Origin of the sequence: Streptomyces sp. NPDC127108 (assembly GCF_042677545.1) — a bacterium.
In the GTDB taxonomy this organism is placed as follows: Bacteria; Actinomycetota; Actinomycetes; order Streptomycetales; family Streptomycetaceae; genus Streptomyces.
The window spans coordinates 1-16,191 of record NZ_JBHXTE010000086.1; the positions used below are offsets into that span (position 1 = coordinate 1).

Below are 16,191 nucleotides of genomic sequence, written 5' to 3' on the forward strand. Positions count from 1 at the left end.
GGAACACCTGTGGGTGCTCCGGCCCCGCCGCCCGGACCGAGGTCAGGACTTGGGCAGTTCACCCCGGACCGTGCGGGCCGCCGAGACCAGGTTCTCCAGTGAGGCGCGGGTCTCGGGCCAGCCGCGGGTCTTCAGGCCGCAGTCGGGGTTGACCCAGAGGCGCTCGGCGGGGATGGCCTCGAGGCCCTTGCGGAGGAGGGCGGCGGCCTCGTCCGCGTCGGGGACGCGCGGGGAGTGGATGTCGTAGACGCCCGGTCCCGCCTCGCGCGGGTAGCCGTGCTCGGCCAGTTCGCGGGCGACCTGCATGTGCGAGCGGGCGGCCTCCAGGCTGATGACGTCGGCGTCGAGGTCGTCGATGGCCTGGACGATGTCGCCGAACTCGGCGTAGCACATGTGGGTGTGGATCTGGGTGTCGGGCCGCACCCCGCTGGTGGTGAGGCGGAAGGACTCGGTGGCCCAGTCCAGATAGGCCGGGCGGTCGGCGGCGCGCAGCGGCAGCGTCTCGCGCAGCGCGGGCTCGTCGACCTGGATGACGGAAGTGCCCGCCGCCTCCAGGTCGTCGACCTCGTCGCGCAGGGCGAGGGCCACCTGGCGGGCGGTGTCGCCGAGCGGCTGGTCGTCGCGGACGAAGGACCAGGCGAGCATGGTGACGGGCCCGGTGAGCATGCCCTTGACCGGGCGCTCCGTCAGGGAGTTGGCGTACGACGTCCAGCGCACCGTCATCGGCTCGGGGCGGGAGATGTCACCGGCGAGGACCGGCGGGCGGACGTAGCGGGTGCCGTAGGACTGGACCCATCCGTGCTGGGTGGCCAGATAGCCGGTGAGCTGCTCGGCGAAGTACTGCACCATGTCGTTGCGTTCGGGCTCGCCGTGCACCAGGACGTCGATGCCGGTCTTCTCCTGGAAGGAGATGACCTCGCGGATCTCGTTCTCGATGCGCTGTTCGTACCCGGCGGTGTCGATGCGCCCCGCGCGCAGGTCGGCGCGGGCCGTGCGCAGCTCCGTGGTCTGCGGGAACGAGCCGATGGTGGTCGTGGGAAGCAGCGGCAGGCCGAGGTGGGCGCGCTGGGCGTCGGCCCGCGCGGTGTACGGCTGCGAGCGGCGGCCGTCGGCGTCGGTGACGGCCGCGGCCCTGGCCCGGACGGCCGGGTCGTGGGTGATCGCGGAACCGGCGCGGGAGGCCAGGTCGGCCCGGTTGGCGGCGAGTTCGGCGGCGATGGTGTCGGTGCCCTGCGCGAGGCCCTTGGCCAGGGTGACGATCTCGCCGGTCTTCTGCTGGGCGAACGCGAGCCAGCGCAGGATCTGCGGGTCGATGTCCCGCTCGGCCGCCGCGTCGATCGGGACGTGCAGGAGCGAGCAGGAGGCGGCGACGTCGACCCGGTCGGCGAGGCCCAGGAGCGTCCCCAGGGTGGCCAGGGACTTCTCCAGGTCGTTGATCCAGATGTTGCGGCCGTTGACGACACCGGCGACGAGGCGCTTGCCGGGCAGTCCGCCCACCGCGGCGAGCGCGTCGAGGTTGGCGGCGGCCGCGTCGGTGAAGTCCAGGGCGAGGCCGTCGATCGGGGCCTTCGCCAGGACCGGCAGGGCGTCGCCGAGCCGGTCGAAGTAGGAGGCGACGAGCAGCTTCGGCCGGTCGGTGAGGGCGCCGAGGTCGCGGTAGGCGCGCTCGGCGGCGTTGAGGTCGGCCGGGGTGCGGTCCTGGACCAGGGCGGGCTCGTCGAGCTGCACCCACTCGGCGCCGGCCGCGCGCAGGTCCGCGAGGACCTCGGCGTACACGGGAAGGAGCCGGTCGAGGAGCGTCAGCGGCTCGAAGTCCGCGGCCACGCCGGGCGCGGGCTTGGCGAGCAGCAGATATGTGACGGGGCCGACGAGGACCGGGCGGGCGGCGAGGCCGAGCGCGAGGGCCTCCTTGAGCTCGGCGACCTGCTGGGTGGAGTCGGCGCTGAAGACGGTGTCGGGGCCGAGCTCCGGCACCAGGTAGTGGTAGTTGGTGTCGAACCACTTGGTCATCTCGAGCGGCGCGACGTCCTGGGTGCCGCGGGCCATGGCGAAGTAGCCGTCGAGGGGGTCGGCGGCGACGGCGGAGCGGTGCCGCCGGGGGACGGCGCCGACCATGACACTGGTGTCCAGGACGTGGTCGTAGTACGAGAAGTCACCGGTCGGCACCTCGTGGACACCGGCCGCCGCCAGGCGCTGCCAGGTGGAGCGGCGCAGCTCCTTCGCGGTCTCCCGGAGGGCGTCGGCGGTGACGCGGCCCTTCCAGTACCCCTCGATCGCCTTCTTGAGTTCACGGCCTGCGCCCTGACGGGGGTAGCCGTACACGGTGGCCCGTGCTGCCGCGGCTGCGGACTTCGCTGTCACGGAAATCTCCTTCGCGAGATGACTCCTGAGAATCCCGGGACGGGACACGGACGCGAAGGGATGACGAACGAGACGGACACCACGCACGCCACTGGCAGGGTGTTCCGTCTGGTATGTACGCCGACCCGCCCACGAGGTCACCGGGATGTCCGCACGCGATCGGTCGCGTACGGGCAACGGGCAGGTCTTCGGACTCGCGGGCACGTCTGCCGGGGCAGACACCTACTGGCCGTCGCTTCCCAGGCCCCGTTCATCGGACCCAGTGCGTGTGACGGCGGTCGTTCCCGCTCACCGCTGCGGGGCAGTCCCGGATTCCCACCGGGTTCCCTCTTACGACGCGCCTGCCTGGCGGACAGGGCGAACCAGCTGCACGCGTCAGGTTAGAGGGTGGACGCGCTCCTGGGCAGCGGTGTTCACATTCCGGAACGTGAGATGAGACACGGGCGGGGGCCGTTTGGGCGTGCGCCCGAACGGCCCGGCCCGGCGGACCCTAGTGGAACTGCTCCTCCTCGGTGGAGCCGGCCAGGGCGGTGGTGGAGGAGGCCGGGTTGACCGCGGTGGACACGAGGTCGAAGTAGCCGGTGCCGACCTCGCGCTGGTGCTTGACGGCGGTGAAGCCGTGCTCCTGGGCGGCGAACTCCTTCTCCTGGAGGTCCACGTACGCGGTCATGCCGTGGTCGGCGTAGCCGCGGGCGAGGTCGAACATGCCGTGGTTGAGGGAGTGGAATCCGGCCAGGGTGATGAACTGGAACTTGTAGCCCATGGCGCCCAGTTCGCGCTGGAACTTGGCGATCTGGTCGTCGTCGAGCGCGGCCTTCCAGTTGAAGGACGGCGAGCAGTTGTAGGCCAGCATCTGGTCGGGGTGCTCGGCGTGGATCGCCTCGGCGAACTCGCGGGCCTGGGCGAGGTCGGGGGTGCCGGTCTCGACCCAGATGAGGTCGGCGTACGGGGCGTAGGCGAGTCCGCGCGCGATGACGGGGGCCATGCCGGCCCGGACGCGGTAGAAGCCCTCGGCGGTCCGCTCGCCGGTCACGAACTCGGCGTCGCGCTCGTCGACGTCGCTGGTGAGGAGGTTGGCGGCGAGCGCGTCGGTGCGGGCGACGATCAGGGTCGGCACATCGGCGATGTCGGCCGCCAGGCGGGCCGCGTTGAGGGTGCGGACGTGCTGGGCGGTGGGGACGAGGACCTTGCCGCCGAGGTGGCCGCACTTCTTCTCCGAGGCGAGCTGGTCCTCGTAGTGGATGCCGGCCGCGCCCGCCGCGATCATCGCCTTGGTCAGCTCGAAGGCGTTCAGCGGGCCGCCGAACCCGGCCTCCGCGTCGGCCACGATCGGGGCCAGCCAGTCCACGGCGGAGTCGCCCTCGCTGGTGGCGATCTGGTCGGCGCGCAGCAGCGCGTTGTTGATCCGACGGACCACCTGCGGAACGGAGTTGGCCGGATAGAGCGACTGGTCGGGGTAGGTGTGCCCGGCCTGGTTGGCGTCGGCGGCCACCTGCCAGCCGGACAGGTAGATCGCCTGCAGCCCCGCCTTGACCTGCTGCACCGCCTGCCCGCCGGTCAGCGCGCCGAGGGCGTGCACGTAGTCGAGGTCGTGCAGTTGGCGCCAGAGCCGCTCGGCGCCGCGCCGGGCCAGGGTGTGCTCCTCGCGGACGCTGCCGGAGAGCCGCACGACGTCCGCGGCGCTGTAGGTGCGCTCGATCCCCTGCCACCGCGGGTCGGTCGCCCACCGCCGCGCGAGCTCCTCGGCCGTCGCCGTCGTCGTCCCTGCCTGTGCCATGACCGTCTCCCGGAGATTCGTGAACTGTGCGAACATCTGGCACTGAGTGCCTGACCTATCTGAGGTGCGGCCCGCCGGATCCGTAGGTGGACAGGTGAGCAATGCTGCCGAGTCGGGCGGAGTGGGCCGGGATCTCCGACGTCAGGGCATGAGTTGGTGCCCCGGTTCCGCTTCGCCCGACGGAGTCCGGCGAGCCGCAGTTCGACTGTGGCATCGGCACTCAGTGCCAGCAACCGAGGAGGGGTGCCAACTTCTGCGAATCTTCTCCGGCGGTTCTGCCAACTCTGTTAAGGCCCGTGGGGAGGGTTCGCGTGACTACGATCGCGGGCATGACCGACGGGCCGGACGGGAGCCACGAGTGAGCAAGACGTACGCCGGAGCGCGACTGCGAAGGCTGCGCGAGGAACGCCGTATGAGCCAGGCCGACCTGGCCAGGACCCTCGCCATCTCGCCGAGCTATCTGAACCAGATGGAGCACGACTCCCGCCCGCTCACCGTGCCGGTCCTGCTGCGCCTGACCGAGGCGTTCGGCGTCGACCCGGGCTTCTTCTCCGAACGCGACACGAGCAGGCTGGTCGCCGACCTGCGGGACGCCCTCACCGGCGAGGTCTCCACCGGCCAGGTGTCGGCGTCCGACCTCTCGGACCTCGCCTCCCGCATGCCCGCCGTGGCCACGCTCCTGGTGGACCTCGGCCGCCGCAACCAGCGCCTCACCGAGCAGCTCGCCGAAGCGGCGGAGGGCCGGGGGCCGGGACCGGTGGCGCAGCCGCGCTCCGCCCACGAGGAGATCCGCGAGTTCTTCTACCGGCGCCAGAACTACCTGCACGACGTCGACCTCGCCGCCGAGCAGTTCGCGGAGGAGATAGGCATCCGCCCCGGCGAGGTCGTCCGTGCCCTGTCCGCACGGCTCGGCGAACGCCACGGCGTGCGCCTCGCCGCGGACTCCGACGAGCTCCTGCACCACTACGACCCGGCAGCCCGCGTCCTGCACCTCTCCGGCCGCCTCCGCCCCGGCCAGCAGGCGTTCCGCATGGCCACCCAGCTCGCGCTCCTGGAACACACGGACCAGGTCTCCGCCCTCGCCTCGGAGGACTTCGCGCCGGACTCCGCGGCCTGGCCGCTGGCCCGCATCGGCATCGCCAACTACTTCGCCGCCGCGCTGATCCTGCCCTACCGCCGCTTCCACGCCGCCGCGGAGGAGTTCCGCTACGACATCGAGCGGCTCTGCGACCACTTCGGGCTCGGCTACGAGACGATCTGCCACCGCCTCAGCACCCTGCAGCGGCCCCGGCTGCGCGGCGTGCCCTTCTCCTTCGTCCGGGTCGACCGGGCGGGCAACATGTCCAAACGCCAGTCCGCCACCGCGTTCCACTTCTCCCGCGCGGGCGGCACCTGCCCGCTGTGGAACGTGTACGAGGCGTTCGCCGCGCCCGGCCGCATCCACGTCCAGGTCGCCGCCATGCCGGACGGGCAGCGCTACCTGTGGACCGCCCGCGCGCTCACCCGGCACCGCGGCGGCTGGGGCGAACCCGGCAAGACCTTCGCCATCGGCCTCGGCTGCGAGATCCGCCATGCCTCCCGCCTCGTCTACTCCGACGGCCTCGACCTCGACAACACCTCGGCCGCCGTCCCCATCGGCATGGGCTGCCGCCTCTGCGAACGCACCGACTGCCCCCAACGGGCCGTCCCCCCGCTGGACCGGAGCCTGGCGATCGACGAGAACAGCAGCACCTTCGTGCCCTACCCGGTGGTCAGGGCGCGCCAGGGCCTCGACTGACGGGTCAGGCGCCGCCCGACGACTCCACCGGATACGGCACGTACGTCCGCCGGTCGGGATCGACCGCCAGGCGCCCGCCGGCCGGGGGGCGGGCCCGCTGCGCGCAGTCGCGGCGTTCGCAGAGGCGGCAGCCCAGGCCGATGGGGGTCGCCGCGCGCGGGTCGTCGAGTGCGACGCCCTCGGCGTAGACGAGGCGGTGCGCGTGGCGCAGTTCGCAGCCCAGGGCGACGGCGAACTCGGCGCGCGGCGCATGGTGTCCCGCGCCGCCCCGGGTGACCGTGCGGGCCACCCAGAAGTAGCGCTTGCCGTCGGGCATTTCGGCGACCTGGGTGAGGATCCGGCCGGGGGCGGAGAACGCCTCGTACACCGTCCACAGCGGGCAGGTGCCGCCGAGCCGGGAGAAGTGGAAGTCGGTGGCGGACTGCCGCTTGGAGACGTTCCCGGCGCGGTCCACGCGCAGGAACGAGAAGGGCACCCCGCGCCGCCCGGAACGCTGGAGGGTACTGAGGCGGTGGCAGACCGTCTCGAAGCCGACGCCGAACCGCGCCTGGAGCAGCTCGATGTCGTAGCGCAGCTCCTCGGCGGCGGCGAGGAAGGCCGTGTACGGCATGAGCAGGGCACCGGCGAAGTAGTTCGCGAGGCCGATCCGGGTCAGTGCCGCGGCCTGCGCGGAGGTCGGCCCGGCCGCGCCGACCAGCGTGTCGAGCAGCGGCCCGTACTCCAACAGGGCGATCTGCGTCGCCAGTTGGAACGCGCGCTGGCCCTCGGTCAGCCAGGGCGACAGGAACAGCAGGCGGCTCGTCGCGTCGAAGCGGCGGGCGTCCGCCGCGCGTTCGGGCGCCGCCCGCACCACCGTGACGTGATGGCGGTCGGCCAGACGCCGCCCCAGGATGTCGGTGGCCGAGTGGGCCGACACAAGACCCCACTCCCGCGCCGCGCTCTCCGCCGCGCTGTCGAGCGGTTCGAAGTGGTTGTGGTGGGCGTAGAAGAAGTCGCGCACCTCGTCGTGCGGTTCGGCCGGGGGCAGGGCGACGCCGGGCGCGTCGGCCGAGGCCAGGGCGGCGACCTGCTCGGCGGCGTCACGGTAGCGATGGTGCAGGGCCACCAGGGCGCGGGCCACCTCGGGGTGGTCGCGGGCCACCTCGACGGCCTCCTCCGCGGCGGCGGACACACCGGTGGCCTCGTCGCCGAGGGCGGCCCGCAGATCGGTGGCGAGGCGTTCCTCCGCCGCCTCCGAGAAGAACTCGGGGTCCACGCCGAGCACTTCGGCGATGCGCAGCAGGACCGGGGCGGTCAGCGGACGCTGGCTGTGCTCTATCTGGTTGAGGTAGCTCGTCGAGATGCCGAGCGAGCGGGCCAGCTCGACCTGGTTCATGCCGCGCTCGGCGCGCAGCCTGCGCAGCTTGGCGTGCGCGTAGATCTTCCGTGCGGGAGGCCGTGCCATGAGTGCTGCGCTCCTTCCCCGAGGGCGGCGCCCGATCGGTCCTTCGTTGCGAAGTTACCATCCGCATCTTTCGCAGAATTCGCAGTTTCACAGCCCCCGGCGGTACGGATTTCACAGGTTGGAGCCGTCGCCCACGGGCCTCCGGGTGGGAATGATCGGTGCGGAAGGCAAGACCGCCCCGGGTCGGGGCGGTCCGCTCAGCCGCACATCGCGAGGAGTCCCGTGATCGACCATCAGGTACGCGTCCACCCCAGCGCCGACCGGCTGCCCCGCGAGGACCAGTTGGCCTGGAAGCTCGCCACCGTCGCCACCGGCACCCAGGAGGCCGCCGACCTGGACCCGGCGGCCGCCGCCATGGCCGTCAACCGCGTGATCGACAACGCCGCCGTCGCCCTGGCCTCGCTGCTGCGCCGGCCGGTCGCCGTGGCCCGCGCCCAGGCCGCCGCCCACCCGGCGGCCACCGCCGGCGCCAGCGTCTTCGGCGGCCGGGCCCGGGTCGCACCGGCGTGGGCGGCCTGGGCGAACGGCACGGCCGTGCGCGAACTCGACTTCCACGACACGTACTTGGCGGCGGACTACTCCCACCCCGGCGACAACATCCCGCCGCTGCTCGCCGTCGCCCAGCACACCGGCCGCTCCGGCGCCGATCTGCTGCGCGGCATCGTCGCCGCGTACGAGACCCATGTCGCGCTCGTCAAGGGCATCTGCCTGCACGCGCACCGCATCGACCACGTGGCGCACCTCGGCGCGGCCACGGCCTGCGGACTCGGGGCCATGCTGCGGCTGCCGACGGAGACCGTGCACCAGGCCGTCGGGCAGGCGGTGCACACCACGACCGCGACCCGGCAGTCCCGCAAGGGCGAGATCTCCAGCTGGAAGGCGTTCGCCCCCGCCTTCGCCGGGAAGGCGGCGATCGAGGCCGTGGACCGGGCGATGCGCGGCGAAGGCGCGCCCGCGCCGATCTACGAGGGCGAGGACGGCTTCCTCGCCTGGCTGCTCGACGGGCCCGAGGCCTCGTACACCGTCCCGCTGCCCGAGCCGGGCGAGCCGCGCCGCGCGATCCTCGACACCTACACCAAGGAGCACTCGGCGGAGTACCAGGCGCAGGCGGTCATCGACCTCGCGCGGCGCCTTCGCGAGAAGACCGGCCCGCTCGACCGGGTCCGCTCCGTCGTCCTGCACACCAGCCACCACACCCACCACGTCATCGGCTCCGGCGCGAACGACCCGCAGAAGTACGACCCGACGGCCAGCCGCGAGACGCTCGACCACTCCGTGCCGTACATCTTCGCCGTCGCCCTCCAGGACGGCACCTGGCACCACGAACGCTCCTACGCCCCCGACCGGGCCCGCCGCCCGGACACCGTGGAACTGTGGCGGCGGATCACCACCGTGGAGGAGGCGGAGTGGACCCGCCGCTACCACGACCCCGACCCCGCGCGCCGTGCCTTCGGCGGCCGCGCGGTCGTCACCCTCGACGACGGCACCGTCGTCGAGGACGAACTCGCCGTCGCCGACGCCCATCCGGCCGGAGCCCGCCCGTTCGACCGCGACGGCTACACCGCCAAGTTCGACGCCCTCACCGACGGCGTCGTCACGCCGGGCGCGCGGGACGCCTTCCTGGACGCGGCGGGCCGACTGGCCGAGCTGGACACGGCGGGACTCGCCGACCTGTTCCCGGCGGTCGACGCCGCCGTCGTCACCGCGTACGACAGCCGGCTCCCGAAGGGCCTGTTCTGATGCTGCACACCCGCACCACCCCCGCCGAACGCCGCAAGGACCTGCGGGAACAGCTCGCCTCCGGACGGCTCCTGCGCATGCCGGGAGCCATCAACCCGTACGCGGCGACCCTCATCGAGCAGCACGGTTTCGAGGCCGCCTACCTCTCCGGCGCCGTCCTCGCCGCCGAACTGTGCCTGCCCGACATCGGCCTCACCACCGCCACCGAGATCGCCGCCCGCGCCCAGCAGATCACCCGCGTCACCGACCTGCCCGTCCTCATCGACGCCGACACCGGCTTCGGCGCACCCCTCAACGCCGCCCGCGCCACGCAGCTCTTCGAGGACGCCGGGCTCGCAGGGATGCATCTGGAGGACCAGATCGCCGTCAAGCGCTGCGGCCACCTCGACGGCAAGACGCTCGTGCCGACCGCCGACATGGCGCGGCGGGTCCGCGCGGCCGCCGACGCCCGCCGCGACCCCGGCTTCCTGCTGATGGCCCGCACCGACGCGCGCGGCGTGGAGGGCCTTGCCGCCGCGATCGACCGGGCGAAGGCGTACGTCGACGCGGGCGCCGACGCCGTGTTCCCCGAAGCCCTGCACGACGAGGCCGAGTTCGAGGCGTTCCGCAAGGCCGTCGACGTACCGCTGCTCGCCAACATGACGGAGTTCGGCAAGGGCCCGCTGCTGACCACGACCGCCCTGGAGAACCTCGGCTACAACATCGCCCTGTACCCGGTCACGCTCTTCCGGCTCGCGATGGGCGCCGTCGAGGAGGGCCTGCGCACCCTCGCCGCCGAGGGCACCCAGGAGTCGCTCGTCCCGCGCATGCAGACCCGCTCCCGGCTCTACGAAGTCCTCGGATACGAGGAGTACGCGGCCTTCGACTCGGCCGTCTTCGACTTCCACCTTCCGCCGGGCGCCTGACGCCCCGTCCCGCCGGGTGCGCCCGGCCCTTATTTCCCCCGGCCCGCAGCCTCACTTCGAGGAGCCCCCGCATGACCACCGCCACACCCGCACAGCCGGACGTCCACCGAGGCCTCGCCGGTGTCGTCGCCGACACCACCCAGATCTCCACCGTCATCCAGGAGACCAACTCCCTCACCTACCGCGGCTACCCGGTCCAGGACCTGGCCGCCCGCTGCTCCTTCGAGGAGGTCGCCCATCTGCTCTGGCACGGCGATCTGCCCGACGCCGACCAGTTGGGCGCCTTCCGTGCCCGCGAACGCGCCCTGCGCCCGCTGGACCGCACCACCGTGGAACTCCTGGCCCGCCTGCCGGAGACCTGCCACCCCATGGACGTCCTGCGCACCGCCGTCAGCTTCTTCGGCGCCGAGGACCCCGCCGAGGACGACGGCACCCCGGCGGCAAACCTCAGCAAGTCCCTCGGGCTCCTGGCGAAGCTGCCGACCGTCGTGGCCGCCGATCACCGCAGGCGCCGGGGCCTCACCCCGATCCAGCCCGACGCGTCCCTCGGGTACGCCGAGAACTTCTTCCACATGTGCTTCGGGCGCGTCCCCGAGCCGGAGGTCGTCCGCTGCTTCGAGATCTCCCTCGTCCTGTACGCCGAACACAGCTTCAACGCCTCGACGTTCACCGCGCGCGTCGTCACCTCCACCCTCTCCGACCTCTACAGCGCCGTCACCGCCGCCATCGGCGCCCTCAAGGGCCCCCTGCACGGCGGCGCCAACGAAGCCGTGATGCACATGCTGGGCGAGATCGGTGAGCCGGAACGGGCGGGGGAGTGGCTCGACGAGGCCCTCGCGGCGAAGCGCCGGATCATGGGGTTCGGCCACCGTGTCTACAAGCACGGCGACTCCCGCGTACCGATCATGCAGGAGGCCACCGACCGGCTCGTCGCCCACGCCGCCGACCCGGCGGCCGCCCGCCTCGCGGCCCTGCACACGGCCCTGCGGGACGCCATGACCGCCCGCAAGGGCATCCACCCCAACCTCGACTACCCCGCAGGGCTCGCCTACCACCTGATGGGCTTCGACATCCCCGCCTTCACACCGCTCTTCGTGATGAGCCGCGTCACCGGCTGGACCGCCCACATCACCGAACAGCTCGCCCACAACGCCCTCATCCGCCCGCTCGGCGCCTACACGGGGCCCGGCCAGCGGACCGTGCCGATCCGCCCCTGAACCCGGCCCCTGACCCCCGCCCCGGGGAGCCGCGCCCAGGCCGCCGCCACCTTGGCTAATCTGCACCGATGAGCACCGACCTGACCCTGCTGCCACGGGTCGCCCATCGCGGGCAGGAGGTCACCGCACCCCGCGTCCGCGGACTCCTCGCGCTGCTCGCGGGCGACCTGCGCACCGGCCGCAGCACCGAACACCTCGTGGCGGGCCTCTGGCCGGACGCGCTGCCGGAGCGGCCCGGGAAGGCGGTGCAGGTCCTCGTGTCCAGGGCGCGGGCCCAGCTCGGCGCCGACACCATCGCGAGCACGGCGACCGGCTACCGGCTCACCCTCACCGAGGACCAGGTCGACAGCTCCGCCCTGCTGCGGCACGCCACCACGAGCGCGGACCGGGCCAGGGCCGGGGACCACGCCGGATCGCTCGCCGCCGCCGAGGCCGGGCTCGCCCTCTGGCCGGGCGTCCCCGACGCCGGGGGCGAAAGCGACGACCCCGTTGCCGCGCTGCGCGCCGAGCGCGCCCCCGTCCGCGACCGGCTCGCCCGCGCCCGTGCCCTCGCGCTCGCCCGCCTCGGACGGCACCCGGAGGCGGCCGGACCGCTGGCCGAGGTGGCGGCGGCGCAGCCGCGCGACGAGGAGGTGCTCGCCGAACTGCTGCGCGGCACGGCGGCGACGGCGGGCCCGGCCGCCGCGCTGACACGCTACGAGGCGTACCGCCGCGACCTGCGCGACGACCTCGGCACGGAGCCCGGCGCCGGGCTCAAGGCCGTACAGCGGGAGCTGCTGCGCGGCGAGGCACCGGTGGTCAGGCACGGCGTACCGCACGAGCCGAACCGACTCCTCGGCAGGGACGAGGACATCGCGGAGGTCGAGCGGCTCCTGCGGGCCTCGCGGGCCGTCTCCGTCGTCGGTCCCGGCGGCCTCGGCAAGACCCGGCTCGCGCACGCCGTCAGCCGCCGGGCCGAGCAGCGCGTCGTGCACTTCGTGCCGCTCGCCGGTGTCACCGCGGACCACGACGTCCCCGCGGAGGTGGCCGCCGCGCTCGGCGCGGGCGAGGGCAGACAGGGCGCGGTGACCGGCCACACCCCGGTCGACCCCGTGACCGGCATCCTCGGCGTGCTCGGCACCGGGCCCGCCCTGCTGGTCCTCGACAACTGCGAACACGTCATCCGCGGCGCCGCCGACCTCGTGCGCTCCCTGGTCTCCGCCTCCCGGGACCTCACGGTGCTTACCACCAGCAGGGCCCCGCTGGACCTCACGTCGGAGGCGGTGTACGCGCTGCCCGAACTCGGCCTCGACACCTCCGTCGAGCTGTTCATCCAGCGGGCCCGCGCCGCCCGGCCCGGCGTACGACTGCCACCGGACGCGGTGGCCGAGCTGTGCCGTCACCTCGACGGCCTGCCGCTCGCCGTGGAGTTGGCCGCGGCCCGGGTCCGGGCCCTCTCCGTGCCGGACATCGCCCGCCGACTCGGCGACCGGTTCGCCCTGCTGCGCGGCGGCGCCCGGGACGCGCCGGAGCGCCACCGCACCCTGCACGCCGTCGTCGAGTGGAGCTGGAACCTGCTCGCGCGGGACGCCAGGGCGGCGCTGCGCACGCTGTCCGTCTTCCCCGGCGGCTTCAGCGGCGACGCGGCGGAACAGGTCCTGGGCGCGGACGCGCTGCCGCTCCTCGAGCAGCTGGCCGACCAGTCGCTGCTCACCGTCGTCGAGACACCGGTCGGCGTGCGGTTCCGGATGCTGGAGACGGTACGGGAGTTCGGCGCGGCGCGGCTGGCGGAGGCGGGCGGGGAGCCCGCGCCGACGGGCAGGGAACGTGCGATGACGGGCCGGGACCGCGCGATGACCGGCCGGGAAAGCGCGACGGCGGCTGGTGGTCGCGCGGCCGCGGGCGGGGAACTCGCTCCGGCGGGCGGTGAGGAGGAGGCCGTCGGGCGGTTCCTCGCCTGGGCACGGGACTTCGGCGTCGCCCACCACGACGTGCTCCTCGGCGCGGAGCCCCTGCCCGCCTGGGAGCGCGTCAAGGCGGAGCAGGACAACCTCGTGGCGGCGCTGCGGCACGCCCTCGCCCGCGCCGACGGCCCCACCACCGCGGCCGTCACCGCCGTCCTCGCCGCCCTGTGGTCCACCGACTCCAACTACCCCCGCCTCGCCGCGCTCGCCGCCGACACCGGCCCGCCCCTGTCGCACTACCGCCCCGAGCCCGCGTACGTCGAAGTCGCCCGCGCCGCCGCGGTGTTGTGCACGGGCAGTCTCTTCAACGGCTCGCACGTCGCACGCCAGCTCGTCACCCTGCGGCGGCTGCCCCCGGCCCCGCCGGACACACTGCTGCGCGCCACGGCCGTGGTCCTGAGCGCGGTCCCCGAGATGCTCCCTCCCGACTACGCCGTGCTGCGCGGGCTCTGCGCCAGCGAGCGGCCGCTGGTCGCGGGCATCGCCGAGGGCGTCGCCACCTACATCTGGGAGTACCAGCACGACATCGACCGCGCGCTCGACTCGGCGCGCCGGATGCTCGCCGCGCTGGCGTCGATCGACAATCCGACCCTGCGGGTCGTCAGCCACTCCCGGATCAGCGAGCTGTGCCTGAAGACGGGGCAGGGCGAGGCCGCGTACGGCTATCTGAAGGTCGCCCTGGAGACGCTGCCGCGCCTCGGTGACGAGCACGACTACATCGGCATCCGATCCGGCCTCGCCCTCGCCTGTCTGCAGCGCGGTGACCTCGACGAGGCGGAGCACTGGCTGCGGCAGGTGGCGGACGGCAACGGTCAGCAGGACTCCTTCTACAGCCCCGACATCGGCGTGCGCGCCGAGATCGCGCTCGCCCGCGGGCGGACGGAGGCAGGGCTCGAACTGTGGCGCGGCGCGATGGCGCGGTTGGCGCACGCCGGTTCCATGTTCCACGGTGATCCCTGGATCGACCCGTGGGCGCTGCAGATCCAGGCGGCCGCGGTGACGGCGCACGCGTACGCCGGCCGGACCGAACGCGTCGCGGAGCCCGTCGGCCGGCTGCGCGAGCGACTGGCGAGGCTGCTCGTCGGCCCGCCGCGCACGCTCTTGGAGCTGCCGGTGTACGGGACGGTGCTGCACGCGCTGGGCGTGGCGGGGCTGGGGTCCGTCGGCGCCGGTCGCGGTGCCGGTGCCGACGCCGTCGCGGGGGCCGATGCCGATGCGATGACCGGTGCCGGGGCCGTACGGATGATCGCGCTGGCCGAACGGCTGCGGGTGCTGCGGGAGTTCCGGCCGACCATGTCGGCGGCCCGCGCCCGGCGGGCCGCCGAGGACGCCGACAGGGCGGCGTACGCCGACGCGGTGTCGGGGTACGCCGCCCTGGGGCGGGACGAGTTGCGGGACGCGGCCCGCGAGCTCATCGAGGATCGCGGTGGAACAACGACGTCGCCCAGAAGTAGCCCAGCGTTCCCAGGCCCAGGCACCAGCCGATCGTGATCCACCAGTCGTTGCCGATCGCGCTGCCGAGCAGCAGCCCGCGCAGGGTCTCGATGGCGGGCGTGAACGGCTGGTACTCGGCGACCGGCTGGAACCAGCCCGGCATCGCGTCGACCGGGACGAAGGCGCTGGAGAGGAACGGCAGGATCATCAGCGGGAGCGCGTTGTTGCTGGCCGCCTCCACGTTCGGGCTGGCAAGGCCCATCCCCACGGCGATCCAGGTGAACGCCGTGGCGACCAGCGCGAGCAGTCCGAGCGCCGCCAGCCACTCCAGGGCCGTGGCGTCGGTGGACCGGAAGCCGACGGCCACGGCTACCGCGCCCACGAGGACCACACTGATGACCGCCCGCAGCACACTGCCGACCACGTGCCCGATGAGCACGGAGCCACGGTGGATCGCCATGGTCCGGAAGCGGGCGATGATGCCCTCGGTCATATCCATGGCGACGGACACCGCCGTTCCCGCCGGGGCGCCGCCGATCGTCATGAGCAGGATGCCCGGGACGAGATAGGCAACGTACTCGGAGCGGTCGGCGCTGCCGCCGTCGATGCCCGCGCTCATCACGTCGCCGAAGACGTAGACGAAGAGCAGCAGCAGGACGATCGGCATCAGGAGCACGTTCAGGGTGAGCGACGGATAGCGGCGGGCGTGCAGCAGGTTGCGGCGCAGCATCGTGAACGAGTCGCGCGCGGCGGGGGAGAGGGAACTCATCGGACGGCCTCCGTGCGCTGGTCGGCGTCGCCGGTCAGGGCGAAGAACACGTCGTCGAGGTCGGGGGTGTGCACGGTCAGCTGGTCCGCCTCGACGGCCGCGGAGTCCAGCCAGTCGAGGAGGGAGCGCAGCTCGCGCTGGCTGCCGTCGCTGGGGATCCGCAACGTCAGCGCCTCGTCGTCCGCGGTGACCTCGCGCAGGGCGACGGCGGCGGCCCGGTACGCGGCCCGGTCGGCGAAGCGCAGCCGCACATGCCCGCCGGGGATGAGCCGCTTCAGCTCGTCGGCGCTCCCCTCGGCGGCGATCCGGCCGTCGTTCAACACCGCGATGCGGTCGGCGAGTTCGTCGGCCTCCTCCAGGTACTGGGTGGTGAGGAAGACGGTGACGCCGCCCGCGACCAGCTCGCGGATGACGTTCCACATGGTGTGGCGGCTGCGCGGGTCCAGGCCGGTGGTCGGCTCGTCGAGGAAGATGATGCGCGGGTCCCCGACCAGCGTCATGGCGATGTCGAGGCGCCGCCGCATGCCGCCCGAGTAGGTGGCCGCGGGCTTCTTCGCTGCCGCGGTCAGATCGAAGCGCTCAAGGAGCGCGGCGGTGGTGCGGCGGCCCTCGTGGCGGGAGAGGTGGTGCAGGTCCGCGACGAGGAGCATGTTCTCCTCGCCGGTGATCAGCCCGTCGACGGCGGAGAACTGCCCGGTGACGCCGATCGCGGCCCGGACCGCCTGCGGGGGGGGGCGGCCACCCAGAAGGCCGGGCCCCCACTGAACACCCGCCGGCGCGAACGCAGGGGGGAGGCTAGTTTATTGCGCGGTGTGGGGGCAGGC

Annotated in this window: 9 protein-coding genes, 1 pseudogene and 1 riboswitch; of the genes and pseudogenes, 5 read left to right on the forward strand and 5 right to left on the reverse strand. The window is 73.3% G+C overall.

Annotated elements, in window-relative coordinates; all coding sequences use genetic code 11:
• Positions 1 to 42: 42 nt before the first annotated feature.
• Positions 43 to 2,361: a 5-methyltetrahydropteroyltriglutamate--homocysteine S-methyltransferase gene (metE, locus tag ACFVHO_RS39820; RefSeq protein ID WP_385725427.1), complete on the reverse strand. Its 2,319-nt coding sequence runs from the start codon at positions 2,359 to 2,361 to the stop codon at positions 43 to 45.
• Positions 2,362 to 2,522: 161 nt separating this feature from the next.
• Positions 2,523 to 2,743: riboswitch (cobalamin riboswitch) on the reverse strand.
• Between the two features lie 108 nt (positions 2,744 to 2,851).
• The gene (aceA, locus tag ACFVHO_RS39825) at positions 2,852 to 4,138 is read right to left on the reverse strand and encodes an isocitrate lyase (RefSeq protein WP_385725428.1); all 1,287 of its coding nucleotides are present in this window, start codon (positions 4,136 to 4,138) and stop codon (positions 2,852 to 2,854) included.
• A gap of 358 nt (positions 4,139 to 4,496) precedes the next feature.
• On the opposite strand from aceA, the gene ACFVHO_RS39830 reads away from it, so the two are divergent.
• Positions 4,497 to 5,915, forward strand: coding sequence for a short-chain fatty acyl-CoA regulator family protein (locus ACFVHO_RS39830; RefSeq protein WP_385725429.1), 1,419 nt, complete (start codon positions 4,497 to 4,499; stop codon positions 5,913 to 5,915).
• A 4-nt stretch (positions 5,916 to 5,919) separates the two neighbouring features.
• On the opposite strand, the gene ACFVHO_RS39835 is transcribed toward ACFVHO_RS39830, so the two are convergent.
• Positions 5,920 to 7,359 carry a short-chain fatty acyl-CoA regulator family protein gene (locus ACFVHO_RS39835; protein WP_385725430.1) on the reverse strand — a complete coding sequence of 480 codons (1,440 nt, stop codon included), beginning with the start codon at positions 7,357 to 7,359 and terminating at the stop codon, positions 5,920 to 5,922.
• A 222-nt stretch (positions 7,360 to 7,581) separates the two neighbouring features.
• Between ACFVHO_RS39835 and ACFVHO_RS39840 the strand changes: the two genes are divergently transcribed.
• From ACFVHO_RS39840 to ACFVHO_RS39855, 4 genes are all read left to right on the forward strand, one after another.
• The gene (locus tag ACFVHO_RS39840; RefSeq protein WP_385725431.1) at positions 7,582 to 9,099 is read left to right on the forward strand and encodes an MmgE/PrpD family protein; all 1,518 of its coding nucleotides are present in this window, start codon (positions 7,582 to 7,584) and stop codon (positions 9,097 to 9,099) included.
• Positions 9,099 to 10,004, forward strand: a complete 906-nt coding sequence (gene prpB / locus ACFVHO_RS39845) for a methylisocitrate lyase (protein WP_385725432.1) — start codon at positions 9,099 to 9,101, stop codon at positions 10,002 to 10,004. The genes ACFVHO_RS39840 and prpB overlap by 1 nt, the downstream gene beginning before the upstream one ends.
• 71 nt (positions 10,005 to 10,075) lie before the next feature.
• Entirely contained in the window at positions 10,076 to 11,221 is a 1,146-nt protein-coding gene (locus ACFVHO_RS39850) for a bifunctional 2-methylcitrate synthase/citrate synthase (RefSeq protein WP_385725433.1), read from the forward strand.
• Positions 11,222 to 11,289: 68 nt separating this feature from the next.
• Complete coding sequence (locus ACFVHO_RS39855; protein ID WP_385725434.1) at positions 11,290 to 14,655, forward strand: ATP-binding protein; 3,366 nt, start codon at positions 11,290 to 11,292, stop codon at positions 14,653 to 14,655.
• On the opposite strand, the gene ACFVHO_RS39860 is transcribed toward ACFVHO_RS39855, so the two are convergent.
• Together ACFVHO_RS39860 and ACFVHO_RS39865 are read right to left on the reverse strand one after the other, a co-directional pair.
• Entirely contained in the window at positions 14,576 to 15,367 is a 792-nt protein-coding gene (locus ACFVHO_RS39860; RefSeq protein WP_385725435.1) for an ABC transporter permease, read from the reverse strand. The two genes, ACFVHO_RS39855 and ACFVHO_RS39860, sit on opposite strands and share 80 nt — an antisense overlap.
• A pseudogene (locus ACFVHO_RS39865) lies at positions 15,364 to 16,095 on the reverse strand (ATP-binding cassette domain-containing protein); the annotation flags it as partial. The gene ACFVHO_RS39860 and the pseudogene ACFVHO_RS39865, both read right to left, overlap by 4 nt.
• Between the last annotated feature and the right edge of the window lie 96 nt (positions 16,096 to 16,191).

Bases quoted from the DNA above. Each gene is read 5' to 3' on its own strand.
- aceA (WP_385725428.1), bottom strand. From the start codon at position 4,138: ATGGCACAGGCAGGGACGACGACGGCGACGGCCGAGGAGCTCGCGCGG.
- ACFVHO_RS39850 (WP_385725433.1), top strand. From the start codon at position 10,076: ATGACCACCGCCACACCCGCACAGCCGGACGTCCACCGAGGCCTCGCC.
- ACFVHO_RS39860 (WP_385725435.1), bottom strand. From the start codon at position 15,367: ATGAGTTCCCTCTCCCCCGCCGCGCGCGACTCGTTCACGATGCTGCGC.
- ACFVHO_RS39835 (WP_385725430.1), bottom strand. From the start codon at position 7,359: ATGGCACGGCCTCCCGCACGGAAGATCTACGCGCACGCCAAGCTGCGC.
- prpB (WP_385725432.1), top strand. From the start codon at position 9,099: ATGCTGCACACCCGCACCACCCCCGCCGAACGCCGCAAGGACCTGCGG.
- ACFVHO_RS39855 (WP_385725434.1), top strand. From the start codon at position 11,290: ATGAGCACCGACCTGACCCTGCTGCCACGGGTCGCCCATCGCGGGCAG.